The sequence below is a fragment of the Erwinia sp. LJJL01 genome (assembly GCF_047300805.2).
In the GTDB taxonomy this organism is placed as follows: Bacteria; Pseudomonadota; Gammaproteobacteria; order Enterobacterales; family Enterobacteriaceae; genus Erwinia; species Erwinia aphidicola.
In genome coordinates this window covers 4,050,923-4,076,544 of sequence record NZ_CP178576.1, presented here as the reverse complement: position 1 = coordinate 4,076,544, position 25,622 = coordinate 4,050,923, and the positions used below count along the sequence as shown (strand labels likewise).

Sequence of the window (25,622 nt, the reverse complement as noted above, 5' to 3'; positions counted from 1 at the left end):
AAAAAGCGGGCCTGTCCTGGCCCGCTCTCTCTTCTGACTCGCGCTAATCCAGCATATTCCTGATCACATAGTGCAGAATGCCGTCATTCTGGTAATAGGTCAGCTCATTACCGGTATCAATACGACAGCGCATCTCCAGCACTTCCTTAGCCCCATCCACGCCGGTTAAGGTCACTTTGACGCTCCCTCCCGGCTGCAGTTGGTTGAGGTCGTGGACATCGATCAGTTCATCCCCGGTCAACTTCAGCGTCTTGCGGGTTACGCCCTGCGGGAACTCCAGCGGTAGAATACCCATACCAATCAGATTCGAGCGGTGGATACGTTCGAACGACTCAGCAATGACGACGCGCACGCCCTGCAAACGCGGGCCTTTCGCTGCCCAGTCGCGGCTGGAACCGGAGCCGTACTCTTTACCCGCAATCACCGCCAGTGGCGTACCCTGCTGCTGATAGCGCATAGCGGCATCATAAATCGCCATCTGCTCATTACCCGGGATAAAGCGGGTCATGCCCCCTTCCACGCCCGGCACCATTTCATTGCGGATGCGAATATTGGCGAAGGTTCCGCGCATCATGACTTCGTGATTACCACGGCGCGAACCGTAGGAGTTAAAGTCCGTGCGCTCCACGCCATGCTCCAGCAGGTAGCGCCCGGCAGGGCTGTCCGCCTTGATGCTGCCCGCAGGCGAAATATGGTCAGTGGTCACCGAGTCTCCCAGCATTGCCAGTACGCGCGCGCCGTGAATATCCTGCACCTGCTTCGGCTCTTTGCCCATGTCATCAAAGAACGGCGAGAGACGAATATAAGTAGAGCCCTCATCCCAGTCATAGGTCGCCGCCTCACTGACTTTGATCTGCTGCCACTCCGGCGTGCCTTCAAAGACTTCGGCATACTCCTTAAGGAACATATCGGTCGATACCATCTGTACCGCCTCAGCAATCTCTTCCGGCGACGGCCAGATATCTTTCAGGTAAACGGGTTTGCCGGTGGTATCTTCGCCGATAGGATCGCTGTGCAGATTCAGGGTCATATTGCCCGCCAGCGCATAGGCGACAACCAGCGGTGGTGATGCCAGCCAGTTGGTTTTCACAAACGGATGAATGCGCCCTTCAAAATTACGGTTGCCGGACAGCACGGCGCCCACGGTGAGATCGCCCTGCTTAATCGCGCTCTCAATCTCTGCAGGTAGCGGACCCGAGTTACCGATGCAGGTGGTACAGCCATAGCCGACAAGGTTAAAGCCAAGCTTATCGAGATAGGGCGTCAGCCCCGCGCTGGCCAGATAGTCAGACACCACTTTGGAGCCAGGTGCCAGTGAACCCTTAACCCACGGTTTTGGTTTCAGCCCAAGCGACACGGCTTTTTTCGCCAGCAGGCCGGCGGCCATCAGCACGCTAGGGTTTGACGTATTGGTACAGGAAGTGATAGCGGCGATGACCACCGCACCGTCTTCCAGTTGATATTCTTGCCCGCTGTGGCTGTCGCGGTAAGTAATGGCTTTATGATCTTTCTGCGCGCGATTCACTTCCAGTTCATTACTGGCGCGGAAGGCAGCAGGCACATCGCCAAGGGCCACACGGTCCTGCGGGCGCTTCGGTCCGGCGAGGCTGGACTCAACCACGCCCATATCCAGCGCCAGGCTGCTGGTGAACACCGGTTCGTCCCCGGTGTTACGCCAGAGCCCCTGCGCTTTCGCGTAGGCCTCGACCAGCGCAATCTGCTGGCTGCTGCGCCCGGTCAACGTCATATAACTGAGGGTGATGTCATCGACCGGGAAGAAGCCGCAGGTTGCGCCATATTCTGGCGCCATATTGGCAATGGTCGCACGGTCGGCCAGCGGCAGGTCATCCAGCCCGTCGCCATAGAACTCCACGAACTTACCAACCACCCCGTGCTTGCGCAGCATCTGCGTAACGGTTAACACCAGGTCGGTGGCGGTGATCCCCGCTTTCAGCTTGCCGGTCAATTTGAAGCCCACTACATCCGGGATCAGCATCGACACCGGCTGACCGAGCATCGCCGCCTCGGCTTCAATGCCGCCAACGCCCCAGCCCAGTACGCCGAGCGCATTGATCATCGTGGTGTGCGAATCAGTGCCGACCAGCGTGTCGGGGTAAGCGACCTGGCGGCCATTTTGTTCTTCGTGCCAGACGGCCTGGCCGAGATACTCAAGGTTTACCTGGTGACAAATACCGGTGCCGGGCGGCACCACGCTGAAGCGGTTAAAGGCTTTCTGCCCCCAGCGCAGGAACACGTAGCGCTCGTGGTTGCGCTCCATCTCCAGGCGCACGTTCTCTTCAAACGCGTCGTCGTCGCCAAAGTGGTCCACGGTGACGGAGTGGTCGATGACCAGATCGACGGGCGACAGTGGATTGACTTTGGCAACATCACCGCCGAGACGCTTAACCGCCTCGCGCATGGCCGCAAGATCGACCACCGCCGGCACTCCAGTAAAGTCCTGCATTAAAACTCGTGCCGGGCGATAGGCTATTTCCCGGTCGGCATGGGCGTCTTTAAGCCAGCCGGCAAGTGCGCTGATGTCCTCCGCCGTGACGGAATCGCCATCCTGATAGCGCAGCAAGTTCTCCAGCAGGACTTTCATTGATTTGGGTAAGCGGCTGATGTCGCCCAGCTCTGATTGTGCTTTCGTGAGGTTGTAGAAATGGTAGCGCTGATCGTTGACTTCCAGCGTGTCCTGACTGATTTGGCTTAATGTCGACATTGCTCCTCCATTCGTGCGCTCGAATAATCATAACCTTAGTGATTGCAAGGTTTGATTAAACATAGCACAACTCGGCAGCAACGTTTTGATAACAACACTAATTGACAACAGCTGAAACAAAATGAAAATTAAAAAACAAAACGCCCCGCTGTACAGGTCAGCAGGGCGTTATTGTTTATTACGCTAAGCTTTTAATTAAAGGCGCGATTAGCGCATCACCATTGCAAGCCATAACGCGCTAGTCCAGAACAGGGCTGAAAATGTCCAGGTACTGAACCAGGTAATTTGGGTTAAATTCATCATATTCTCTCTCAGGCCACTGCTGACCAAAACGTACCGCATTAAATCCTCGGCATCTACCACAAGGATTTCACCGTTAAATGATGGCGTTACCATCAGAATTGGGCGTCAAGAAGCCCTGACCAGTGGTTCGGTCTTAAGATTAAATGAATCTGTTTTAATAATAATGCCCGGCAAGGTTGCCTGGGAAATAGTCACGTCGTGACTTATTTTGCTTTCTTGTCTTCGAACATTGACTCAATAAAATTACGCTGCAGTTCATTCAGATTCCATGATGCTGGAATCGAATCCTGAGTGTCATTTTTGCCTTTGCAAAAACGCTCGGTTTTACGTACCTGCTGTGCTTTACGATCGTGCAGTCCAAGTTGCATTGTTACCCCCAAATACGCCAGACAGATAAAGCAACCACAACCCAGAACAATGAGGAAGCAGCGAATACCGTGAGCCAGGCTTTGCGTTTCAGATTGCTGTTACGCTCAACCTTGATGGTTTTGTCCCCGAAGTCGGGTTGTACAGATAATCTAGTAGCCATAGTTTTTGATAATCACTCTCATTAAAACGATTGTTTGAACCAATCAGAAATTAGGATGAATCCTAAACATTCTGTGTTGCAAAATCCAGTAATTTTTATTGAACAAAACGATTAACAGGATTTATCAAGCATCAAAAAGATTAATTAAAAACGCTAAGTTAACTTAAGGGGAATAATTACTCCTTAACCCAAACTGGTTGCATTGGCCCCTCTATTAGGTCCAGCCTAAATTAGAGATAAATTTAGCACGCCTCAGGCCACAGGCGATCTCCACTCCTTTTAACTAGAGTATGAGAATCATCCTATCCTGGCGCAAAGAGCGACAATGAAAAGTGTGTACTGTTTCTCATTTAAGAAATAACAATGAAGGAACATGTGATACATGTTTCATTTACGAAAAAATAATGAAATGGGGTTAACGTTTGCAGTAATCGGTGGCACCAATCATAAAAAAAGTGGGCCGCAAGCGGCCCACTTATATCATCAATAATATTGTGGGTTACTACTTTGCCGGCAGCTTGATGTCTTTGAACATCGCTTCAATATCTTCATTCGAGCGTAAACCTACAGCAGTATCAACAACATCACGCGTCAGATGCGGCGCAAAGCGCTGGATGAAGTCATACATATAGCTGCGCAGGAAGGTGCTGCGGCGGAAGCCAATTTTGGTGGTGCTGTAGCTAAAGACGTCGGTCGCTTCAATTCTCACCAGGTCAGGATCGGATACGGGGTCCACCGCCATACTGGCAATTACCCCTACCCCCAGTCCCAGCCGGACATAGGTTTTTATCACGTCAGCATCGGTTGCAGTAAAGACAATCCGTGGGGTCAGCCCGGCACGGTTAAACGCCGTGTCCAGTTCTGAACGGCCCGTAAAACCGAAGGTGTAGGTGACTAATGGATATTCTGCAAGTTCTTCAATCGACACTTTGCTCTTCGCCGCCAGCGGATGGTCAGGCGTGACGACAATGGCACGGTTCCAGTGATAGCACGGCAGCATGATCAAATCGTCGTAAAGATGCAGAGCTTCAGTGGCAATGGCAAAGTCGGCATTTCCCTTCGACACGGCCTCAGCAATCTGCGTTGGCGAGCCCTGATGCATATGCAGCGAGACGCGCGGATAGCGTTCGATAAAGCCTTTAATCACGTTTGGCAGTGCATAGCGCGCCTGCGTATGCGTGGTCGCCACGTACAGTGAGCCTTTATCAGGCCAGGTATGTTCACCCGCCACGGATTTGATTGCATCAACCTTTGACAGGACTTCACGCGCGATGCGGATAATCTCCTGCCCGGCGGGCGTGACCTGAGTCAGGTGCTTACCGCTGCGGGCGAAAATCTGGATGCCCAGCTCATCTTCCAGCATGCGCACCTGCTTACTGATGCCGGGCTGTGAAGTATACAGGCCCTCGGCCGTTGAAGAGACGTTGAGGTTATGGTTCACCACTTCAACGATGTAACGCAGCTGCTGCAATTTCATTTTTCATTCCATCCAGGGTTTGAAGCAACGCGCCGAATCCCCGGCAGCATAAGGAAACTGCGTCAGGTTAACGGTCTATAACCAAAATAATTGGAGGTGTGGCAAGGCGGCAAGTGTATTAGTCCCTGGGAGCTTACTGTAGTAAGTGACCAGGGCGTATACACGCAGCTAACGAAGTCACAGCTTCAAGAATGAAGGTTATAATGCGAATTAATAATAAGAAAGGTGCTATCTATAACAACTATATCAAAAAAGTGGGATATGTATAGCATCGGAAGGGGAAAGCGTGAGGAAGATGAAGCGTGAGCGAACCGCACGAGGCGGCTCGCTCACTGGGGGAAGCAAGAAATTATTTCTTCGCGCTCACTTCCCACTTACCGTCAACATAGAAGGCGGACCAGCCGGTGGCTTTGCCGTCTTTCTCGGTGCTGACATACTGCTGTTTTGTTTTACGGCTGAAGCGTACCACGGCTTTGTTGCCATCGGCATCCGTTGCCGGAGCATCGGCCAGGTAACGCAGCTTTTCGGGCAGCCGGTCACGGAAGCGTTGCAGCTCTTCAACCTGCGGCGCGCGGGTTTCACGCGATTTAGGGAAGGTATTCGCCGCAAGGAATACGCCCGCCGCGCCGTCACGCAGCACGAAGTAAGCGTCTGACTTCTCACACGGTAGCTCAGGTAACGGCACCGGATCTTCTTTCGGTGGCGCCACTTCGCCGTTGCGCAGAATTTTACGCGTGTTTTTACAGTCGTCGTTGGTGCAGGCCATGTACTTGCCGAAGCGCCCCATTTTCAGGTGCATTTCAGAGCCGCATTTTTCACACTCAACGATTGGCCCGTCGTACCCCTTAATGCGGAACTCGCCCTGCTCGATCTCGTAACCGTCACATTCCGGGTTGTTACCACAGACGTGCAGCTTGCGCGAGGGGTCGATCAGGTAGCTGTCCATCGCGGTGCCACACTTCTGGCAGCGGCGGCGGGCGCGCAGCGCGTTAGTTTCCGCATCATCCCCTTCGAGAATATTCAGTACTTCATTCTCTGGGATCAGGTTAATGGTCTGCTTACAGCGCTCTTTCGGCGGTAGCGCGTAGCCGGAACAGCCGAGGAACACCCCGGTACTGGCGGTACGGATACCCATCTGACGGCTACAGGTCGGGCAGTCAATAGAGGTCAACACCATCTGGTTCGGCTGCATGCCGCCCTCTTCCGGGTCTTTCTCTGCCTGCTCAAGCTGCTGGCTGAATTCGCCAAAGAACTTGTCCAGCACGGCTTTCCACTGCGCTTCGTTGTTCGCTACTTTATCGAGATTGTCTTCCATGTGCGCGGTGAAGTCGTAATTCATCAGCTCACGGAAGTTCTCTTCCAGACGGTCAGTGACGATCTCGCCCATTTTCTCAGCGTAGAAGCGGCGGCTTTCCACTTTCACATAGCCACGATCCTGAATCGTTGAGATGATCGAAGCATAAGTAGAAGGACGACCAATACCGCGTTTTTCCAGCTCACGCACCAGCGAAGCTTCGCTGAAACGCGCCGGTGGCTTAGTGAAGTGCTGGCTGGGTACCAACTGCTGCAGGCTCAGCTCGCTGCCTACTTCAACCGGTGGCAGTACGCGATCTTCATCACCTTTACGCAGCGCCGGCATTACCCGCGTCCAGCCGTCAAAGCGCAGCGTGCGCCCTTTGGCCTTCAGTTTGAAATCGCCTGCTTCTACGGTAAGTGTTGTAGAGTCGTACTGCGCTGGCATCATTTGACAGGCCACGAACTGGCGCCAGATCAGCTGATACAGCTTCTGCGCGTCCGTTTCCATATCTTTTAGCTGCTCAGACTGCACTTTGACATCCGAAGGACGGATGGCCTCGTGCGCTTCCTGAGAGTTCTCTTTACTGCTGTAAACATTGGCGGCTTTCGGCAGGTATTTCGCGCCAAATTCATCCTCAATGTAGCCACGCACCATGCCCACCGCATCCTGGCTCAGGTTGGTAGAGTCAGTACGCATATAGGTGATATGACCCGCTTCATACAGACGCTGCGCCATCATCATGGTTTTCTTCACGCCGAAGCCAAGGCGGGTACTTGCCGCCTGCTGCAACGTAGAGGTAATAAAGGGTGCGCCTGGCTTACTGCTGGTTGGCTTGTCTTCGCGGTCGGCCACCACGTAGCGGGCTTTTTCCAGCAGGCTAACGGCAGCATAAGTCTGCTCACGATTAACCGGGCGGAACGGTTTGTCGGCCTGATGAGTCACCTGCATTGGCAGGTCAACGCCTTTCGGCGTAGTCAGGTCGGCATTCAGATCCCAGTACTCTTCCGGGACGAATGCTTTGATCTCACGTTCACGCTCAACCACCAGGCGAACGGCGACTGACTGCACGCGCCCCGCAGAAAGGCCGCGTGCGACTTTTTTCCACAGCAGCGGGGAGACCATATAACCGACCACACGGTCCATGAAGCGGCGTGCCTGCTGAGCATTGACGCGGTCAATATTCAGCTCACCCGGCTTTTCAAATGCCTGCTGGATAGCGTTTTTGGTAATTTCGTTAAACACCACGCGGCTGTAGCGTGATTCATCGCCACCGATCACTTCCCGCAGGTGCCATGCAATGGCCTCCCCTTCGCGGTCAAGGTCCGTTGCGAGATAGATGTGGTCAGCTTTTTCGGCCAGTGCTTTCAGTTCAGCAACGACCTTTTCCTTACCTGGCAGGATTTGATAATTCGCATCCCAGCCGTGATAAGGATCGACGCCCATACGGTTAACGAGGGCAGTCTTTTCGTCTTTTTTGACCTTCTTGCCGGTTTTACTGGTTGTAGAGTCAGCGCTCTTTTTAACTGTTGATCCACTTGTCGGCAAATCACGGATGTGACCCACGCTGGATTTCACCACGTAGTCATTACCGAGATATTTATTGATCGTTTTGGCTTTTGCCGGGGACTCAACTATTACGAGAGCTTTTCCCATAGTTACCTTTACCTGATTAAAACGTCCGAGAGTAAGTTGTGCCGTCTTCCTGAAGCTACGCAGCGCACTAAGGATAGGGTTATTGGGGAAAATGAATTCAACCCGAACAACTTTTTCATCAATTCCAGTGCGAAATCTGACGTTACAACACGTTGATTAACGGTACTTTTTACTACCTGTTAAGCGAATCTCTAACAAGGCGTAAAGTCTGTTTTACGCCCGGAACCCGAAACGCCCACACTCTACCTGATAAAATCTGTTACGCAACTTAATTAGCATCCATGCCCCATTTACGCCAGAAAACTAAGAAAAAAGAGTCACTTTTGTATATCACCACAAAGATTGCGGATTTAAGGGGCTGGCGTACAATAGCGGCCAGAAAATGACTATATAAAGAAGGAAAAGGACCATGTCACAACAGCAAGCCGTCAATCGTGAACATCTGCTGGCGCTGGCCCGGGAAATGATCGTCAACCATCCAGACTATTTCACAGGCCTGAGCGTTGATGATGTCGAGCAGAAGGGAGACGTCCTGGTATTTCGCGGCAACTACTATCTTGATGACCAGGGCCTGGCGACGGCAAAGAGCACCACGGTGTTTAACGTCTATAAAGCGCTGGCGGTGAATCTCTCGGCGCGCTACCGGCTGGAAAAATAACGCCCGCGGGTGCGGGCGTTAAGCAGGGTAAACCGTGGCAGTTACAGCAGCGGTTTTTCACCGCGCTGCCAGATACGCAGCAGCAGGCGTTCAACGCTCAGCGTGGCGCTGTTGGTAAAGCGGTCCATCATGCTTTTGCGCCGCGCATAGCGCACGCCGATCACCTGATGTTTCTCTATCCGATCGATGATCAGATCGTCACTGGTGCCAATCGCATCCACCAGTCCCTTCTCCAGCGCCTGGGTGCCGTACCAGTGTTCCCCGGTCGCCACGCTGTCGATATCCAGCGTTGGGCGCATCTGATGCACGAACTGTTTAAACAGCAGGTGGGTTTCATTAAGATCTTCGCGGAATTTTTCACGCCCTTCTTCGGTGTTTTCACCAAACAGCGTCAGGGTACGCTTGAACTCGCCGGCGGTGTGCAGCTCAACGTCAATTTCATTGCGCTTGAGCAGGCGGTTGAAGTTAGGGATCTGCGCCACCACGCCGATGGAACCGATAATGGAAAATGGTGCGGCGACGATACGGTCCGCCACGCAGGCCATCATATACCCGCCGCTGGCGGCGACTTTGTCCACGGCTACCGTCAGCGGAATACCCTTATCACGCAAGCGCTGCAGCTGTGAAGCAGCCAGTCCATAACCGTGAACTACGCCGCCGGGGCTTTCAAGACGCAGCAGGACTTCGTCACCCGGTGCTGCCACCGCCATCACCGCAGAAACCTCTTCACGCAGCGAAGAGACTTCGCCGGCATCCATGCTGCCCTTAAAATCGAGCACGTACAGCGTGGATTTGGCTTTCTCTTCCGGGCGGCCCAGCTTCGCCTGCTGTTTGGCCGTTTTCGCCGTCAGCTTCTCTTTTTTCTTCTGCTCTTTGTGCCACTGTTTTTGCTGATGCGGCTTCATCTTCGCCAGGCGCATATCGTCCTGCATATCACTGTACTTCTCGCCCAGCTGAGTAAGCTTGAGCTGGCCATTCTGCGCGCGTTTGCGCAGCGCAAGGTTGGCGATCACCACCGCAATTGCCACGATAGCAATCACCACGGTGACGGTTTTTGCCAGGAAGAGTCCATAATAAGAGAGTAGATCCACTCAATCCGCCTTAATTTACATTATGTTATAGATAGCTCTAGTGTAGCGGAGTCCCCGCGTTGAGTCGCCTGTAACCCGGTAACAGCACATGAATATGCTAAAGCGCTGATTGAACTCACCCACTTTTTCAGGCATAAATCACTTTATTCAGTCCGCGCAAGGGTTTACAACAGGCGATACTATCAGCCGCCCTGCGGAAATCCCCCCATCGCCAGAGGAATTCTTTGTGCACTATCAACCGAAAAGCGATCTGCTCAATAACCGTATTATTCTTGTCACCGGGGCCAGCGACGGCATTGGCCGCGAAGCCGCGCTGACCTATGCCCGCTATGGCGCTCAGCTGGTTCTGCTGGGGCGCAATGCGGAAAAACTGCAACAGGTTTGTGACGAGGTTAACCAGCGCAGTCAGGCTCCGGCACTGTGGTTTACCCTCGATCTGGAAACCGCCACGGCGCAAAGCTGCCAGCAGCTGGCAGAAGCTATTGCCGAAAAGCTGCCGCGACTTGATGGCGTGCTGCACAACGCCGGAGTGCTCGGTGAGGTGGTGCCGATGGATAAGCAGGATCCCGCTATCTGGCAGCAGGTGATGCGCGTCAACATTGACGGCACCTTCTTCCTGACGCAGGCGCTGCTGCCCCTGCTGTTAAAAGCTGAGGGGGCTTCACTGGTCTTCACCACTTCCAGCGTGGGCCGCCAGGGCCGCGCCGGCTGGGGGGCGTACTCAGTGTCCAAATTCGCCACCGAAGGCATGATGCAGGTGCTGGCAGAAGAGTATGACCCACGCCAGCTTCGCGTTAACTGCATTAATCCCGGCGGCACGCGCACCAAAATGCGTGCCAGTGCCTTCCCGCAGGAAGATGCCAATAAGCTGAAAACTCCCGCCGACATTATGCCACTCTATCTGTGGCTGATGGGTGATGACAGCAAACGTAAAACCGGCACCAGCTTTGATGCCCAGCCGGGGCGCAAGCCCGGGGCGGCAGAATAATGGCCGAAGATCGCCACCAGCAGCGGCAGCAAAAACTGAAGGATCAGGTTGATGCGCGCATCGCTGCGGCTACCGAAGTGCGCGGCATTCTGATGGTATTTACCGGCAACGGCAAAGGGAAAACCACGGCGGCATTCGGCACCGCCAGCCGGGCGGTTGGCCACCAGAAGCGCGTCGGGGTGATTCAGTTTATCAAGGGCGAATGGCCAAACGGCGAGCGCAATCTGCTGGAACCGCACGGCGTCGAGTTTCAGGTGATGGCGACCGGCTTTACCTGGGATACGCAGAATCGTGCAACGGACACCGCCGCCTGCCTGGCCGTCTGGCAGCACGGCAAACGCATGTTGCAGGATCCGACTCTCGACCTGGTGGTGCTGGATGAGCTGACCTACATGGTGAGTTTTGACTACCTGCCGCTGGAAGAAGTGATTGCCGCCCTGCAGCAGCGCCCTGCTCATCAGAGCGTCATCATTACCGGTCGCGGATGTCATCGGGAGATTTTGGCGCTGGCGGACACGGTCAGTGAAATGCGCCCGGTTAAGCATGCGTTTGATGCCGGGATCCAGGCACAGCAGGGAATTGACTGGTAGGAAAAAAAAGGGGCCGGGCATGATGCCCGGCCCCCTGTCAGTCGTTTAGCCCTGCTGCTGGCGCTTGGACGACTTCGTCGGGCGGCGATTGCTGCCTGGCTTGCTGGCTTTCGCCGTCGTAGTATGGCGCTTAACGGCGCGACGGATCTGATTCGCCTTGGTGCGACGACGATCTTTCTCCACCGCGACCTTGCTGACGGTTTCTGCATCCAGACCCACCAGCTCACGCAGGTAGTTTGTCGGCCCCAGCTCAAGCTCGGTCCAGCCACCGCGCGGCAGGCCTTTTGGCAGATCGATATCGCCGTAACGCACGCGGATCAGACGGCTGACCTGCACGCCAACCGCTTCCCACAGGCGGCGCACTTCGCGGTTACGCCCTTCGGTCAGCGTAACGTTGTACCACTGGTTGATCCCTTCACCACCGGTAAACTTCAGCGTTTTAAACGCGGCCGGGCCATCTTCCAGCTGCACACCACGGCTCAGCTGTTTGATCTTATCGTCGTCGACAGCGCCGAATACGCGCACGGCGTATTCGCGCTCAACTTCGCGGCTCGGGTGCATCAGGCGGTTAGCCAGCTCACCGTCGGTGGTGAACAGCAGCAGACCGCAGGTGTTAACGTCCAGACGACCAACGGCAATCCAGCGCGCGCCGCGCAGTTTTGGCAGACGGTCAAATACCGTCGGGCGCCCTTCCGGGTCATTGCGCGTGCAGAGTTCGCCTTCCGGCTTATAATAAGCCAGTACGCGGCAGACTTCAGTGATGGATTCGCTGACCGGCACAACGTGACCGTCGATGCGGATTTTCATAGATGCGCTTGGCTCAACGCGGTCACCCAGCGTGGCCAGCTTGCCGTCAACGCTGACGCGCCCGGCGGAGATCATGGTTTCGATTTCACGACGGGAACCGTGCCCGGCGCGTGCTAATACTTTCTGTAACTTTTCGCTCTTGTCGCTCATGGAGCTACCTCTGTGTCGCCTTCCCAGGCGTCATTAATTGGTAAGATGGTGCCATCAAAGTGGAGATTCGCACGAATATCAGCCTGCTACCCCAGGCAGCCATGCTGTTTCGCGACCCGCTTTTTCAGGGAAGCGCATTCTACACTATCTGCCTTGCCAATCATAACGCTATAGCCGGAGTTTGCTGATTTGGTGTAGCGCAGTCTGGCACCGGCATGAATACATCCCTGTCGCGAGGCGCACAGGCAGCATCTTTTGCCGTTACGGCATGCTGAGACCGGTTTGCGCACGTTTACGGTTGAAATCATTTCATTTTGCATTGATAAGATTTAACAGTGGCTTATCGTTTTAAGACGTTAAATGCTAATCAGTTCAGGCATGATACTTCATTCTCATTCTGCTGAAATTAGCGTAAATACAGCGACTTGCCCGGGCATATTTCTGTATGGCTAACAGCGCTACAGGCCGCCCCAGCGTTAGGCTGCCAGCAAATACTCCAGCATCGCTGAACGAATCCAGATTGCTAACCTGCATTTATGCAGTTTCATGGTCTTAAGCACCATTTTATTTTTACAGCACAGTTTTTTATGCTGCAAAGCAGAGTTAGTGTAAAAGATACATTAGCTTCAACATCAAATAGTCAGTTTATAAATATCGTGGATTGAGTTAACGCTGGATGATTTAGACTTTTACCTTTTTTGACCTTTAATTAATTTGCCTGGCTAATAAGTTTGTGTAGAATTCACTCAGGCAGAAGAGCGCCATATAAATAGATTGTTAAATTTATATTATAAATACACGTTCATCGTGTAACACAAATTCTTTGATTTATTTTCTTCGTTGGCACGAATCGGGAGCGTAAGTTCCCATTAAAATACGCTGATAAATAGTCAGCATCGGCATTACACGTCATTACTCCTCACCAGGGATCTTACTGACGTGTCCGACAAGAATGTGACAATTATGAAAATTAAAATGACCCTGCCGGTATTGGCTATGCTAATACTGAGCGGCTGCTCTGTAGGCAAATATGACTACAGCAGCGAAGCTATGAAACGTGTAGATATGAATTTTACCGGCATTCCGACCGTCCTCGGTATCGGTTCGCTCGGCACCAGCATTCCTATCACTCCTGAGTACAGCCTGACTGCGGCGCACGTGGCCAAGCTCTCCGTGCAGAAGGTAAAGGCCTACCACCCTTACTGCGACCTCGCGATTATCTACCACAAGAACGACATTAAAACCCTGCCGAAATTCCGCGATGGCGCAATCGGCGAGTCGGTTAAAATGTACGGTTACAGCTTTATTTCCGCCATGCCGGTTGAATCATCCGGCGTTAATCTCACGCTGACCGGGATACGTAATGAGTGGAATAAGCGCCCGTGCGTGGCAATGGCATCGAATGCCGGCGTGGTGAAAGGGATGTCCGGCGGCGCCGTTTATAACAGCGATGATACCATCGGCGGCGTCATTATTGGCTTTACGAATGAGTTAAAACGACCGAAGAAATCTCCAGTTCCGCTTAAGGATGTCTCGCTGTATATTCCGTATCAGGATTTTAAAGAGTGGCTGGAAAAATCTACATCGTGATAACACTAAACGATAAATAATAACAGGCTCACGCTTCAGAGCCTGTTAATTGTACTTAAAGGAAGGGTTGAATATCGCCCACGCCTTCACGGATCACTTCCGGCGTATTTTCCGTTAAATCGATAACGGTCGTCGGCTGCTGCCCAAGATAACCGCCGTGTATAATCAGGTCGACAATTTTGCCGATCTCATCCTGAATAGCTTCCGGATCCGACTCGGTGAAGTCATTGCCGGGCAGCATCAGCGACGTCGACATCATCGGCTCATTCAGCGCTTCCAGCAGCGCCAGCGCAATGGGGTTAGACGGCACGCGCAGGCCGATGGTTTTACGCTTTTCGCTCATCAGACGACGCGGCACTTCTTTGGTCGCCTTGAGTATAAAAGTGTAGTTGCCCGGCGTGTTGTTTTTGATCAGGCGAAATGCCGTGTTGTCTACGTGAGCATAGGTAGACAGCTCAGACAGATCGCGGCACATCAGGGTAAAGTTGTGGTTACCATCCAGCTGACGGATGCGGCAGATACGCTCCATCGCGTTCTTATCTTCCAGCTTGCAGCCCAGCGCATAACCGGAATCGGTGGGATACACGATGACGCTGCCTTTGTTCAACATCTCCACCGCCTGCTTGATCAGGCGCGGCTGGGGATTATCCGGGTGAATATAGAAAAATTGACTCATAACTAACCTCTCACCTGCGCTTTCTGCGCGGGTTCATTGTGCGATTTCAGGAAATCTTAGCCACACGGCTTCAACACCGCCAGGTAGCCATAATTTTTTCCCCAGCTCAATCCAGGGACAGGGCTGATGGAAGTCAGACCCCTGCGACGCCGCCAGCTGATAATCCTGTGCATAGCGCGCCAGCTGGCTGCGCTCGTTCGGAGCCTGCTGGCACTGCGCCACTTCCATCGCTTCGCCACCCTGCTCGCTGAAATGCGCCAGCAGGCGCTTCAGCCACTTAGCCGACAGCCCGTAACGCGCCGGATGGGCAAGCACGCTACGGCCGCCAGAATGATGAATAGCATCAATAGCTTGTTTAATTGTACACCACTGTGGCGGCGCATAGCCGGTTTTGCCACGCGCCAGGTAGTTTTTGAATACCTGCTGCATGTTGTCTGCTTTGCCCTGCGCGATAAGAAAACGGGCGAAGTGACCACGGGTAATCGCCCCGCCTTCGGCCAGCGCCAGCGCCCCCTCAAGCGCGCCGGGAATATGCGCCTTCTCCAGCCGCTCAGCAATCAGCTGCGCCCGCGCCAGGCGCCGCTCGGCCTGCTGCGCCAGAAACGCCACCATCACCGGGTGATCGATATCAATTCCCAAGCCAACAATATGGATTTCGTGGTTTTCCCACAGGGTGGAGATTTCCACACCGTTAATCAGCTGGAGTGGCAATTGATGCTGAGCAATCGCCTCACGCGCGGCTGAAATACCTGCGGTGGTGTCATGGTCGGTAATGGCCAGCACGCCCACACGGTGCTCTACTGCCCGCAATACCAGCTGCTCCGGGGTCAAAAGACCATCGGAAGCGCGAGTGTGGCTGTGGAGATCGTAAATAGGGAAAGAACTGACTGAGGTGGCGACTGCTGTCAAAACGGCTCCGGAAAACGCGGGGAAGTATCGCAGCATGATACCGACATTTGCCACTGAGGGAAAAAGAGTATTGACTTTTTTGCCGCGAACCAGTTAACTAGTACGCAAGTTCACAAGCAAAGGTGTCTGTATCATGACGTATTCATTCTCTCTGATGACTGGTTGGTGGCACACTTCACCCTGAACGGGCGAAGCTGTCATGCACGGTTAATACGCAGTGCAGATACTTAAGCCCGCCTACCGCGGGCTTTTTTTTGAGCAAAAAACAGAGAACATCACATGCAAAATGCCAAACCTACAGTGAAGTTGATTACCGGCAACGCACCTTATCGTGAAGATCCCGCTGCGGTCTTTCATCAGCTTTGCGCGGCGCGCACTGAAACCCTGCTGCTGGAATCAGCCGACGTCGACAGCAAATGCAACCTGAAAAGCCTGCTGATTGTTGACAGCGCCCTGCGTCTCAGCGCGCTGGATAATCGCGTGCAGGTGCAGGCGCTGTCGGAAAATGGCCGTGCTCTGCTACCGCTGCTGGATGCTGCCCTGCCCGCCAGCGTTGAGAACCACGTGCGTCCGGACGGGCGTGAGCTGGTATTTCCCGTTAATGCTGAAATCCAGGATGAAGATTCCAACCTGCGCGCTTTGTCGGTATTTGACGCGCTGCGCCTGATCCCACAGTTGGTGAATGCACCGGCAGAAGAGCGCGAAGCGGTGCTGCTGGGCGGCCTGTTCGCTTACGACCTGGTTGCCGGTTTCGAAGCGCTGCCGGCGCTGAAAAACGAACAGCGCTGCCCGGATTACTGTTTTTACCTCGCTGAAACCCTGCTGGTAATCGACCATCAGACGCAGAGCGCACGCCTGCAGGCCAGCCTGTTCACGCACCAGCCGTCCGAGTTTATGCGCCTGCAAAGCCGCATCGAACAGCTGCACAGTCAGATGCAGCAGGCTGCCACGCCGCTGCCCGTGCAGAAAGTGGAAAGCATGAGCCTGAGCATCAGCCAGAGTGATGAAGACTACTGCGCGGTGGTGCGCGAAATGCAGGAAGCGATCCGCGTCGGCGAGATCTTCCAGGTGGTGCCGTCGCGCCGCTTCTCCCTGCCGTGCCCGTCGCCGCTGGCCGCCTATGACACGCTGAAGAACAGCAATCCCAGCCCGTATATGTTCTTTATGCAGGATCGCCACTTCAGCCTGTTCGGTGCCTCACCGGAAAGCTCGCTGAAATATGACGCGCGCAGCAACCAGATTGAAATCTATCCGATTGCCGGAACCCGCCCGCGCGGACGTCATGCGGATGGTTCGCTGGACCGTGATCTCGACAGCCGTATCGAGCTTGAGATGCGTACCGATCATAAAGAGATGGCTGAACACCTGATGCTGGTTGACCTGGCGCGCAACGACCTGGCGCGTATCTGCCAGCCGGGCACCCGCTATGTCGCGGATTTAACCAAAGTGGACCGCTACACCTTCGTGATGCACCTTGTCTCACGCGTGGTCGGCCAGCTGCGTAACGATATCGACGTGCTGCACGCCTACCGCGCCTGTATGAATATGGGCACCCTGAGCGGCGCGCCGAAAGTACGCGCCATGCAGCTGATTGCCAAAGCCGAGGGGACGCGACGCGGCAGTTACGGCGGCGCCGTGGGCTACTTTACCGCCAGCGGGGATCTGGATACCTGCATCGTAATCCGCTCCGCCTATGTTGAAGATGGCGTGGCAACCGTACAGGCCGGTGCCGGCGTGGTTCTTGACTCCAATCCGCAGGCGGAAGCGGATGAAAGCCGCAACAAAGCGCGTGCGGTTCTGCGCGCCATTGCCACTGCTCATCACTGCAAGGAGATTTTCTGATGGCCGATATTCTGCTGCTCGATAACTTCGACTCTTTTACCTATAACCTCGTCGACCAGTTACGCACCTTCGGCCATAACGTGATGGTCTACCGTAACAATGTTCCGGCGCAGACGCTGATTGAGCGCCTGCAACAGATGGAAAATCCGGTACTGATGCTGTCGCCAGGCCCGGGCGCGCCGTCAGAAGCCGGCTGTATGCCGGAGCTGCTGCTCGCGTTACGCGGCCGCCTGCCGATTATCGGCATCTGCCTGGGCCACCAGGCCATCGTGGAAGCCTACGGTGGTCACGTCGGTCAGGCCGGCGAAATCCTGCACGGTAAAGCGTCTGCGATAACCCATGACGATCAGGGCATGTTCGCCGGTCTGAGCAACCCGCTGCCGGTAGCCCGCTACCACTCGCTGGTAGGCAGCAACATTCCTGCCGGGCTGACGGTGAACGCCACCTTTAACGGCATGGTGATGGCCGTGCGCGACGACGCCAACCGCGTCTGCGGTTACCAGTTCCATCCGGAATCGATTCTTACCACCCAGGGGGCACGCCTGCTGGAACAAACCCTCGCCTGGGCGCTGGCGTAATCAAGGAGTTACAAGATGCACACTATTCTGGAAAAACTCTTTCAGGCTGAGATCCTGACGCAGGCTGAGAGCCACCAGCTGTTTTCGGCGATTATCACCGGGCAGCTGGAACCTACCCAGCTGGCAGGTGCACTGATTGCGATGAAAGTACGCGGTGAGCAGCCGCAGGAGATTGCCGGGGCCGCGACCGCCCTGCTGGAAGATGCCAAACCCTTTCCGCGCCCCGACTACGCATTTGCCGATATCGTCGGTACCGGCGGTGACGGCAGCAACAGCATTAACATCTCGACCGCCAGCGCGTTTGTCGCCTCGGCCTGCGGCCTGAAGGTTGCCAAGCACGGCAACCGCAGCGTTTCGAGTAAATCCGGTTCTTCAGATTTGCTGGCAGCCTTTGGCATCAGCCTGGATCTTCCGGCGGAGAAAGCACGCCAGGCGCTGGACGATCTTAATGTCTGCTTCCTGTTTGCGCCGCAGTACCACAGCGGATTCCGCCATGCGATGCCGGTACGTAAAGAGCTGAAAACCCGCACTATCTTTAACGTGCTCGGCCCGCTGATCAACCCGGCGCGTCCGCCGCTGGCGGTGATTGGCGTTTACAGCCCGGAGCTGGTGCTGCCGGTAGCGCAAACGCTAAAAGTGCTGGGCTATCAGCGCGCTGCCGTAGTGCACGGTGGCGGCATGGATGAAGTGGCGCTGCACAGCGCAACCCACGTGGCGGAGCTGCGCGACGGTGACATCACCAGCTACCAGCTGACGGCGGAGGACTTTGGTCTGAGCAGCCATCCGCAGGAGGCGCTGGCCGGGGGCACGCCGGAAGAAAATCGTGACATTCTGGCGCGTTTACTCCAGGGTAATGGCGAGCTGGCTCATGAAGAAGCCGTGGCGGCCAACGTCGCCCTGTTGCTGAAAATTTTTGGCCATGAAGATTTGCGACAAAATGCTCAGCAGGCGCTGGAAACCATCCGCAGCGGCCGTGCTTACGAGCAGGTTGTCGCCCTGGCAGCAAGGAGATAATCATGCAGGAAACCGTACTGAATAAAATCGTCCAGGATAAAGCTATCTGGCTGGCAGAGCGCCAGCAGCAGCAGCCCCTGGCCACCTTCCAGAATGAGATCGTCCCCTCAACGCGCGGCTTTTATCATGCGCTACAGGGCGCCCGCACCGTGTTTATTCTGGAGTGCAAAAAAGCCTCCCCGTCGAAGGGTCTGATCCGTGAAGACTTTGACCCGGCGGTTATCGCTGGCGTCTACCAGCATTATGCCTCGGCGATTTCAGTGCTGACTGACGAGAAGTACTTCCAGGGAAGCTTTGATTTTCTGCCGATTGTCAGCAAAGCCGTGACCCAGCCGGTGCTGTGCAAAGACTTTATTATCGACCCTTATCAGATCTATCTGGCGCGCTATCACCAGGCCGATGCCATTTTGCTGATGCTGTCGGTGCTCGACGACGAGCAGTATCGCCAGCTCTCTGCCGTGGCGCATAGCCTGCAGATGGGCGTGCTGACCGAAGTGATCAGTAATGAAGAGCTGGAACGCGCCACCGCGCTGGGCGCGAAGGTGGTCGGCATTAATAACCGCGACCTGCGCGATCTCTCTATCGATCTGGACCGCACCCGCCGCCTGGCGCCGAAAGTGGCGCACGGGGTGACGGTGATCAGCGAGTCCGGCATTAACAGTTACGCGCAGGTACGCGAGCTTAGCCACTTCGCCAACGGTTTCCTGATTGGCTCTGCCCTGATGTCAGAAGAGGACCTCACCGCCGCCGTGCGCCGGGTGATCCTTGGTGACAATAAGGTGTGCGGACTGACGCGCGCCGAAGACGCCCGCTGCGCGCTGGAGTCCGGCGCGAATTATGGCGGGCTGATCTTTGCAGAAGGTTCACCGCGTAAAATCGACAGCGCTCAGGCCGCGGCCGTGATGGCGGGCGGCGCGCTAAAATATGTTGGCGTATTCCGTAATAACAGCATCAGTGACATTGTCACTAAAGCGCAGCAGCTGAAGCTGTTTGCCGTACAGCTGCACGGTGAGGAAGATCGCGAATTTGTTAGTCAGCTGCGCGCAGAACTTCCGGACAGCGTAAAGATCTGGAAAGCCTTCAGCATAGGTTCCAGCCTGCCCGTCCGCGACTGGCCACACGTTGACCGCTATGTGTTTGATAACGGCAATGGCGGCAGCGGCCAGCAGTTTAACTGGCAGCTGTTGCAGGGTGAGAAACTCGATAACGTGCTGCTGGCCGGTGGTCTCGGGGCGGATAACTGCGTTCAGGCCGCACAGCTCGGCTGTGCAGGCCTCGACTTTAATTCCGGCGTGGAGAGTGCCCCCGGAATTAAGGATGCCGGTAAAATTGCTTCAGTGTTTCAGACGCTGAAAGCCTACTGATATAAGAGAAGCGATCATGACTAAGTTAAATCCCTATTTTGGTGAGTTTGGTGGCATGTACGTGCCGCAGATCCTGATGCCGGCTCTGGAACAGCTGGAAGACGCCTTTATCAGCGCCCAAAGCGACCCGGAATTCCAGGCTGAATTTACCGACCTGCTGAAGAACTATGCGGGGCGCCCAACGGCGCTGACGCTGTGTAAGAATCTCACCAAAGGCACCCAAACTCGCCTGTACCTGAAGCGAGAAGATCTGCTGCACGGCGGCGCGCACAAAACTAACCAGGTACTCGGTCAGGCGCTGCTGGCAAAACGCATGGGTAAAAACGAAATCATTGCTGAAACCGGGGCTGGTCAGCACGGGGTTGCCTCGGCCCTCGCCAGCGCCCTGCTGGGCCTGAAGTGCCGCATTTACATGGGTGCGAAAGATATTGAGCGCCAGTCGCCAAACGTGTTCCGTATGAAGCTGATGGGCGCGGAAGTGATCCCGGTGCACAGCGGCTCTGCCACGCTGAAAGATGCCTGTAACGAAGCGCTGCGCGACTGGTCAGGCAGCTATGAAACCGCGCACTATATGCTCGGTACTGCCGCTGGTCCACACCCGTTCCCGACCATTGTGCGCGAGTTCCAGCGCATGATCGGCGAAGAAACGAAAGCGCAGATCCTGGAGAAAGAGGGCCGCCTGCCGGATGCCGTCATCGCCTGCGTCGGCGGCGGGTCGAACGCCATCGGCATGTTTGCCGACTTTATTGATGAGAGCAGCGTCGGCCTGATCGGCGTCGAGCCTGCTGGCCACGGTATTGAAAGCGGTGAACACGGTGCGCCACTCAAGCATGGCCGCGTCGGCATCTACTTCGGTATGAAGTCGCCAATGATGCAGACCGCAGACGGTCAGATTGAAGAGTCTTATTCCATCTCCGCCGGTCTGGATTTCCCCTCCGTCGGACCGCAGCACGCTTATCTGAACAGCATTGGCCGCGCTGAATACGTCTCGATCACCGACGACGAAGCGATGGATGCGTTCAAAACGCTGTGCCGCAGCGAAGGGATTATCCCGGCGCTGGAATCTTCCCACGCGCTGGCTCATGCCCTGAAGATGATGAAAGCCGACCCTGAGAAAGAGCAGCTGCTGGTGGTCAACCTCTCCGGCCGTGGCGATAAAGATATTTTCACCGTGCATGACATTCTGACCGCGAAGGGAGAAATCTGATGGAACGTTACGATAGCTGTTTCAAACGTCTGGCAGAGCGTAAAGAAGGTGCTTTTGTCCCCTTCGTCACCCTGGGCGACCCAACGCCGGAACTCTCGCTGCAGATTATCGATGCGCTGGTGGCCGGTGGTGCCGATGCGCTTGAACTCGGCATTCCCTTCTCCGATCCGCTGGCGGACGGTCCAACTATCCAGAATGCTAACCTGCGTGCCTTTGCGGCTGGCGTGACGCCGTCACAATGTTTCGAGATGCTGGCCGCCATCCGCCAGAAATACCCGGAGCTGCCCATCGGCCTGCTGATGTACGCGAACCTGGTATTTTCCAACGGTATCGACAACTTCTATGCCCGCTGCCAGCAGGTTGGCGTCGATTCGGTGCTGGTTGCCGACGTGCCGCTTGAAGAGTCTGCCCCGTTCCGTCAGGCTGCGCTGCGTCACAACGTCGCGCCAATCTTTATTTGCCCGCCGAACGCCAGTGACGAGCTGCTGCGAGAAATTGCCTCCCACGGCCGTGGTTACACCTATCTGCTGTCGCGTGCCGGCGTGACCGGTTCGGAAACGCGCGCCAATCTGCCGCTTAAGCATCTGGTCGACAAACTGCGCGAGTACCACGCTGCCCCGGCGCTGCAGGGCTTTGGTATTTCTGAAGCGTCGCAGGTACAGGAAGCGGTGGGTTCCGGCGCAGCCGGCGCTATCTCTGGCTCTGCCATCGTGAAAATCATCGAGAAAAACCTGGCACAGCCGCAAGTGATGCTCGCTGAGCTGACCGCTTTCGTCAGCAAACTGAAAGCCGCAACGCGCTAAGCATAACCCATGCCTTATCTCCCGGATAAGGCATTATTTTCTTTCAATTTCCCCGGCATATCTATTTGCATTTCTTGCGATCCTCGCTAAAAATCTATGCATACCGATGATGATGTCGGTTACAGCCTTTTGATGATGACAGGGAGATTACATAGTGAAATGGTTCAAAGTCTTATCAGGTGTGGTTATTGCAGCCGTGGTGGCTCTGTCAGTGAGTGCCTGTGCGCCAACGGCAACCAAAGAGGGAACCGGGGGTTATATTGACGATACCGTCATTACGACCAAGGTAAAATCAACCCTGCTGGCCGATGACTCGCTGAAGTCGACAGAAATTAACGTTGAGACCTTCAAAGGACGCGTGCAGCTGAGTGGGTTTGTTAGCTCACCGCAGATGGCTAACCGTGCCGTCGGCATTACCCGCGGTGTGGCGGGTGTCAAATCTGTTGTGAATAATATGCAGATTAAATAACCGTTCTGAATGGCTTAAAAGGCGCGAATTTCGCGCCTTTTTGCATTTTAACCGATCAGAAAGTGTAGCCCGCGCCGAAGAAGAACACCCACGGATTAATATGCGTATCAATACTCTGGCGGCCTGCTGCCGCAGAGTCGAAGCGCACTTTGGTGTTGATATCCATGTACCACAGCGAGGCGTTAATCAGCCAGTCAGGCGTCAGCTGATAATCCAGACCTACCTGCCCCGCTAAACCCCAGGAGTTTTTCACGCTGAGATTGCTTAATCCCGCATCACGCCCGGTCTGGTTAAAGTCGGTGTTATAAAACATTGTGTAGTTGACCCCGACGCCCGCATAAGGCTGCCACTTACTGCTGTTACCCATTGGGTACCACTGTGCCATCAGCGTTGGCGGCAACTGGTGAACCGTTGCCAGCGTGCCGGTCGCCTGCAGGCCAACATGGTGTTTAAACGGTGTCGCACCCAGCAGCTCCACGCCAATGTAATCGGTGGCCATATAGGTGAAGGTCAGGCCCATCTGGGTGTTGTTGTCAATGTTGAACTCACCCAGACCCATAACGTCATCCGACCCTCCGGTCGGGCGCACGGTCGCAGAACCGACACGCATAAAGAAATCCCCAGCCTGGTGGGCTGATGCCACGACGGGCAGTAAGCTCATGACGGCGAGTACCAGCGCTTTTAATTTCATAACCACTCCTTTTTTTCTGCAAATTATTGTAAGCATGCGACCTGCTTTGAGGCCTTGATGCGTTTTTAGCCGACCTATATTTACCCTGATTTACCTGCGAGATCATGCAAATCAATTAACAAAAAGTTGATATAAAACATAGAGTTGATTTGGATCAATTTTCACGGGCTTTGGCGGTGAAGAGAGTCAGGTAAAAACAGCGCAACCAGCGTGGCTGAAGTCAACAAGCGCGGAATGCCGCTAATACCTTCTTTAATCGAAAGTTATGTCAATCTGGGTGCCAGCACCCTGCCAGACCATGTACAATCGCCGGGTCTATAACACCGGCCTTTCAAGGAGAGTACATGTCTATCACGGCGGGTTCGCTATACCGTGACACGGGGAATTTCTTCCGCCATCAGTCGGTCACTATTGTGCTGATGGCGCTGTTAACTTCGTTTATTACTATGCTTATCGGCAAGGCATTCACGCCAGGCGCCGATGAGATGCAGATCCTCGGTGAAGGCGCTGCGGGTTCCGCCAGCAGCCTGATGGAGATGATCCGTAATATGTCCCCCGAACAGCAGCAGGTGCTGCTGCACGCTTCCGCTGCCGGTACTTTTGCTTCACTGGTAGGTAATGTCCTGCTGCTGGGCGGCATGCTGAGCCTGATCCCGCTGGCGTCATCCGGCCAGCGCATCAGCGCGCTGCGTGCTATTGGCGCATCCGCTCCGCGCTTACCGGCACTGCTGCTGCTCACCATCCTGATGACCGTGCTTATCCAGCTCGGCTTTATGGTGCTGGTGGTTCCCGGCGTGCTGCTGGCCGTTACCCTGGCACTCTCCCCGATCATCCTGATGACCGAGAAAGTGGGAGTGATCGCCTCTATGCGTGCCAGCATGCGTCTCGGCTGGAGCCAGATGAAACTGATCGCCCCGGCGGTGATATTATGGATTGTGGCGAAACTGGTGGTGCTGCTGCTGGCCTCCTCGCTGCTGGTGCTGCCGCCGGACGTCGCTTCTGTGGTGCTCAACGCGCTCAGCAACCTGGTTTCAGCCATACTGATTATCTATTTGTCGCGCCTGTATATGCTGTTACGTTAATTAACCCGGAATGCCTCGACAGAGGCATCCTGCTGGATAATGATATTTCGCATTCGTCTGTTATTTGGAAGCCGCTATGAAGCAGTTACTCGACTTTCTTCCCCTCGTGGTGTTTTTTGTTTTCTACAAGCTTTACGACATCTATGTGGCCTCCGGCGCACTGATTGCCGCCTCCGCGCTGGCACTGGCGGCGGGCTGGCTGCTTTATCGTAAAGTTGAAAAGATGTCGCTGGTGACCTTTGCGCTGGTTGCGGTGTTTGGCACGCTGACTATTGCGCTGCACAACCCGGACTTTATTAAGTGGAAAGTCACTATCATCTATGGCCTGTTTACCCTTGCGCTGCTGTTCAGTCAATGGTTTATGAAACAGCCGCTAATCCAGAAGATGCTGGGGAAAGAGCTTCAGCTGCCTGAATTCGCCTGGCGCCGCCTGAATATTGCCTGGGCACTGTTCTTCCTCGCCTGCGGACTGGCGAATATTTATGTCGCCTTCTGGCTGTCGCAGGATATCTGGATTAACTTTAAAGTCTTTGGCCTGAGCGCCCTGACGCTACTGTTTACGCTACTGAGCGGTGTCTACATTTATCGTCTGATGCCGCAACAAGAAGAAAAATAACCCATCATTGCCCGGAGGTTTAAGCCGGGCGAATTGAATGACCGGTAGCAAGCAATTCGAGAGCACACAATGAGCGAACAACAACGATTACCGCAGGGCGAAATGGTGCTGCGTACGCTGGCGATGCCTGCAGACACCAACGCTAACGGCGATATCTTCGGCGGCTGGCTGATGTCACAGATGGATATGGGCGGCGCGATTCTGGCAAAAGAGATAGCGGAAGGTCGCGTGGTCACCGTGCGTGCCGACGGCATGACCTTTCTGAAACCGGTCGCGGTAGGTGATGTCGTCACCTGTCATGCGCGCTGTATCAAAACCGGTACCAGCTCCATCACCATCAACATCGAGGTGTGGATTAAGAAGGTGTCGTCTGAACCCATTGGTCAGCGCTACTGCACCACCGAAGCGGTGTTTATCTATGTTGCCGTCGACCCGGAAGGCAAACCGCGGCCGCTACCCGCCGGTAAGAGCCACTTTGAGCTCGAACCGCAGGCATAAAAAAAGGGCTATCGCCCT

The 25,622-nt window shown here is 54.9% G+C and carries 22 protein-coding genes, 1 pseudogene and 1 other annotated feature; of the genes and pseudogenes, 13 read left to right on the top strand and 10 right to left on the bottom strand.

Annotation, left to right across the window (positions count from 1 at the left end; genetic code table 11):
* Positions 1–43: 43 nt before the first annotated feature.
* The 5 genes from acnA to topA all read right to left on the bottom strand — a co-directional run bounded on the left by acnA (position 44) and on the right by topA (position 7,981).
* Entirely contained in the window at positions 44–2,722 is a 2,679-nt protein-coding gene (acnA, locus tag ACLI4M_RS20110; protein ID WP_133623744.1) for an aconitate hydratase AcnA, read from the bottom strand.
* Positions 2,723–3,228: 506 nt separating this feature from the next.
* A complete protein-coding gene (locus ACLI4M_RS20105; RefSeq protein WP_099754620.1) occupies positions 3,229–3,393 on the bottom strand; it encodes an AraC family transcriptional regulator in 165 nt (54 codons plus the stop codon).
* 2 nt (positions 3,394–3,395) lie between these two features.
* Positions 3,396–3,554 (bottom strand): YmiA family putative membrane protein, encoded by a 159-nt coding sequence (locus ACLI4M_RS20100; RefSeq protein ID WP_099754619.1) that lies wholly within the window; start codon positions 3,552–3,554, stop codon positions 3,396–3,398.
* Positions 3,555–4,056: 502 nt separating this feature from the next.
* Positions 4,057–5,031, bottom strand: coding sequence for an HTH-type transcriptional regulator CysB (gene cysB / locus ACLI4M_RS20095; protein WP_048915959.1), 975 nt, complete (start codon positions 5,029–5,031; stop codon positions 4,057–4,059).
* 349 nt (positions 5,032–5,380) lie between these two features.
* The gene (gene topA, locus ACLI4M_RS20090; protein WP_048915957.1) at positions 5,381–7,981 is read right to left on the bottom strand and encodes a type I DNA topoisomerase; all 2,601 of its coding nucleotides are present in this window, start codon (positions 7,979–7,981) and stop codon (positions 5,381–5,383) included.
* Between the two features lie 409 nt (positions 7,982–8,390).
* Between topA and ACLI4M_RS20085 the strand changes: the two genes are divergently transcribed.
* The gene (locus ACLI4M_RS20085) at positions 8,391–8,639 is read left to right on the top strand and encodes a DUF2498 family protein (protein WP_048915956.1); all 249 of its coding nucleotides are present in this window, start codon (positions 8,391–8,393) and stop codon (positions 8,637–8,639) included.
* Between the two features lie 41 nt (positions 8,640–8,680).
* On the opposite strand, the gene sohB is transcribed toward ACLI4M_RS20085, so the two are convergent.
* On the bottom strand, positions 8,681–9,730 hold the full coding sequence (gene sohB / locus ACLI4M_RS20080) for a protease SohB (RefSeq protein WP_048915955.1): 1,050 nt from the start codon (positions 9,728–9,730) through the stop codon (positions 8,681–8,683).
* A gap of 226 nt (positions 9,731–9,956) precedes the next feature.
* Here sohB and ACLI4M_RS20075 point away from each other — a divergent pair, with 226 nt between their 5' ends.
* Positions 9,957–10,718, top strand: coding sequence for a YciK family oxidoreductase (locus tag ACLI4M_RS20075; RefSeq protein ID WP_133623745.1), 762 nt, complete (start codon positions 9,957–9,959; stop codon positions 10,716–10,718).
* Positions 10,718–11,308: a cob(I)yrinic acid a,c-diamide adenosyltransferase gene (gene cobO / locus ACLI4M_RS20070; protein ID WP_099754614.1), complete on the top strand. Its 591-nt coding sequence runs from the start codon at positions 10,718–10,720 to the stop codon at positions 11,306–11,308. Before ACLI4M_RS20075 ends, cobO begins: the two co-directional genes overlap by 1 nt.
* Before the next feature lie 45 nt (positions 11,309–11,353).
* Here the strand turns inward: cobO and rluB are convergent, their stop codons facing one another.
* Positions 11,354–12,265 (bottom strand): 23S rRNA pseudouridine(2605) synthase RluB, encoded by a 912-nt coding sequence (rluB, locus tag ACLI4M_RS20065; protein ID WP_048915952.1) that lies wholly within the window; start codon positions 12,263–12,265, stop codon positions 11,354–11,356.
* A gap of 963 nt (positions 12,266–13,228) precedes the next feature.
* Here rluB and ACLI4M_RS20060 point away from each other — a divergent pair.
* The gene (locus ACLI4M_RS20060; RefSeq protein WP_396018873.1) at positions 13,229–13,855 is read left to right on the top strand and encodes a serine protease; all 627 of its coding nucleotides are present in this window, start codon (positions 13,229–13,231) and stop codon (positions 13,853–13,855) included.
* 55 nt (positions 13,856–13,910) lie between these two features.
* Here the strand turns inward: ACLI4M_RS20060 and ACLI4M_RS20055 are convergent, their stop codons facing one another.
* The gene (locus tag ACLI4M_RS20055) at positions 13,911–14,531 is read right to left on the bottom strand and encodes an L-threonylcarbamoyladenylate synthase (protein ID WP_048915951.1); all 621 of its coding nucleotides are present in this window, start codon (positions 14,529–14,531) and stop codon (positions 13,911–13,913) included.
* A gap of 33 nt (positions 14,532–14,564) precedes the next feature.
* Positions 14,565–15,440, bottom strand: a complete 876-nt coding sequence (gene rnm, locus ACLI4M_RS20050; RefSeq protein ID WP_133623746.1) for an RNase RNM — start codon at positions 15,438–15,440, stop codon at positions 14,565–14,567.
* 157 nt (positions 15,441–15,597) lie between these two features.
* Positions 15,598–15,696: a sequence feature (Trp leader region), on the top strand.
* A 23-nt stretch (positions 15,697–15,719) separates the two neighbouring features.
* Here rnm and ACLI4M_RS20045 point away from each other — a divergent pair.
* The 6 genes and pseudogenes from ACLI4M_RS20045 (at position 15,720) to ACLI4M_RS20020 (ending at position 22,717) form a co-directional block, all read left to right on the top strand.
* Positions 15,720–17,282, top strand: coding sequence for an anthranilate synthase component 1 (locus tag ACLI4M_RS20045; RefSeq protein WP_099754613.1), 1,563 nt, complete (start codon positions 15,720–15,722; stop codon positions 17,280–17,282).
* A pseudogene (gene trpD / locus ACLI4M_RS20040) lies at positions 17,282–18,874 on the top strand (bifunctional anthranilate synthase glutamate amidotransferase component TrpG/anthranilate phosphoribosyltransferase TrpD). The gene ACLI4M_RS20045 and the pseudogene trpD overlap by 1 nt, the downstream one beginning before the upstream one ends.
* A 2-nt stretch (positions 18,875–18,876) precedes the next feature.
* Positions 18,877–20,238 carry a bifunctional indole-3-glycerol-phosphate synthase TrpC/phosphoribosylanthranilate isomerase TrpF gene (gene trpCF / locus ACLI4M_RS20035; RefSeq protein ID WP_133623747.1) on the top strand — a complete coding sequence of 454 codons (1,362 nt, stop codon included), beginning with the start codon at positions 18,877–18,879 and terminating at the stop codon, positions 20,236–20,238.
* Between the two features lie 13 nt (positions 20,239–20,251).
* A complete protein-coding gene (trpB, locus tag ACLI4M_RS20030; RefSeq protein WP_099754611.1) occupies positions 20,252–21,445 on the top strand; it encodes a tryptophan synthase subunit beta in 1,194 nt (397 codons plus the stop codon).
* Entirely contained in the window at positions 21,445–22,248 is an 804-nt protein-coding gene (trpA, locus tag ACLI4M_RS20025) for a tryptophan synthase subunit alpha (RefSeq protein WP_133623748.1), read from the top strand. Before trpB ends, trpA begins: the two co-directional genes overlap by 1 nt.
* A gap of 154 nt (positions 22,249–22,402) precedes the next feature.
* Complete coding sequence (locus ACLI4M_RS20020) at positions 22,403–22,717, top strand: BON domain-containing protein (RefSeq protein WP_048915943.1); 315 nt, start codon at positions 22,403–22,405, stop codon at positions 22,715–22,717.
* A gap of 55 nt (positions 22,718–22,772) precedes the next feature.
* Here ACLI4M_RS20020 and ompW read toward each other — a convergent pair whose 3' ends face one another.
* Positions 22,773–23,408, bottom strand: a complete 636-nt coding sequence (gene ompW / locus ACLI4M_RS20015; protein ID WP_133623749.1) for an outer membrane protein OmpW — start codon at positions 23,406–23,408, stop codon at positions 22,773–22,775.
* Positions 23,409–23,752: 344 nt separating this feature from the next.
* Between ompW and ACLI4M_RS20010 the strand changes: the two genes are divergently transcribed.
* From ACLI4M_RS20010 to yciA, 3 genes are all read left to right on the top strand, one after another.
* Positions 23,753–24,490 (top strand): YciC family protein, encoded by a 738-nt coding sequence (locus ACLI4M_RS20010; protein ID WP_048915941.1) that lies wholly within the window; start codon positions 23,753–23,755, stop codon positions 24,488–24,490.
* A 76-nt stretch (positions 24,491–24,566) separates the two neighbouring features.
* Complete coding sequence (locus tag ACLI4M_RS20005) at positions 24,567–25,106, top strand: septation protein A (RefSeq protein ID WP_133623750.1); 540 nt, start codon at positions 24,567–24,569, stop codon at positions 25,104–25,106.
* A gap of 69 nt (positions 25,107–25,175) precedes the next feature.
* Positions 25,176–25,604, top strand: a complete 429-nt coding sequence (gene yciA, locus ACLI4M_RS20000) for an acyl-CoA thioester hydrolase YciA (RefSeq protein WP_133623751.1) — start codon at positions 25,176–25,178, stop codon at positions 25,602–25,604.
* Positions 25,605–25,622: the final 18 nt, after the last annotated feature.

Excerpts from the sequence above, each read along its gene's own strand:
- acnA (WP_133623744.1), bottom strand. The coding sequence starts at position 2,722 with ATGTCGACATTAAGCCAAATCAGTCAGGACACGCTGGAAGTCAACGAT.
- ACLI4M_RS20105 (WP_099754620.1), bottom strand. The coding sequence starts at position 3,393 with ATGCAACTTGGACTGCACGATCGTAAAGCACAGCAGGTACGTAAAACC.
- ACLI4M_RS20100 (WP_099754619.1), bottom strand. The coding sequence starts at position 3,554 with ATGGCTACTAGATTATCTGTACAACCCGACTTCGGGGACAAAACCATC.
- cysB (WP_048915959.1), bottom strand. The coding sequence starts at position 5,031 with ATGAAATTGCAGCAGCTGCGTTACATCGTTGAAGTGGTGAACCATAAC.
- topA (WP_048915957.1), bottom strand. The coding sequence starts at position 7,981 with ATGGGAAAAGCTCTCGTAATAGTTGAGTCCCCGGCAAAAGCCAAAACG.
- ACLI4M_RS20085 (WP_048915956.1), top strand. The coding sequence starts at position 8,391 with ATGTCACAACAGCAAGCCGTCAATCGTGAACATCTGCTGGCGCTGGCC.
- cobO (WP_099754614.1), top strand. The coding sequence starts at position 10,718 with ATGGCCGAAGATCGCCACCAGCAGCGGCAGCAAAAACTGAAGGATCAG.
- rluB (WP_048915952.1), bottom strand. The coding sequence starts at position 12,265 with ATGAGCGACAAGAGCGAAAAGTTACAGAAAGTATTAGCACGCGCCGGG.
- ACLI4M_RS20060 (WP_396018873.1), top strand. The coding sequence starts at position 13,229 with ATGAAAATTAAAATGACCCTGCCGGTATTGGCTATGCTAATACTGAGC.
- ACLI4M_RS20055 (WP_048915951.1), bottom strand. The coding sequence starts at position 14,531 with ATGAGTCAATTTTTCTATATTCACCCGGATAATCCCCAGCCGCGCCTG.
- ACLI4M_RS20045 (WP_099754613.1), top strand. The coding sequence starts at position 15,720 with ATGCAAAATGCCAAACCTACAGTGAAGTTGATTACCGGCAACGCACCT.
- trpCF (WP_133623747.1), top strand. The coding sequence starts at position 18,877 with ATGCAGGAAACCGTACTGAATAAAATCGTCCAGGATAAAGCTATCTGG.
- trpA (WP_133623748.1), top strand. The coding sequence starts at position 21,445 with ATGGAACGTTACGATAGCTGTTTCAAACGTCTGGCAGAGCGTAAAGAA.
- ompW (WP_133623749.1), bottom strand. The coding sequence starts at position 23,408 with ATGAAATTAAAAGCGCTGGTACTCGCCGTCATGAGCTTACTGCCCGTC.
- ACLI4M_RS20010 (WP_048915941.1), top strand. The coding sequence starts at position 23,753 with ATGTCTATCACGGCGGGTTCGCTATACCGTGACACGGGGAATTTCTTC.
- ACLI4M_RS20005 (WP_133623750.1), top strand. The coding sequence starts at position 24,567 with ATGAAGCAGTTACTCGACTTTCTTCCCCTCGTGGTGTTTTTTGTTTTC.
- yciA (WP_133623751.1), top strand. The coding sequence starts at position 25,176 with ATGAGCGAACAACAACGATTACCGCAGGGCGAAATGGTGCTGCGTACG.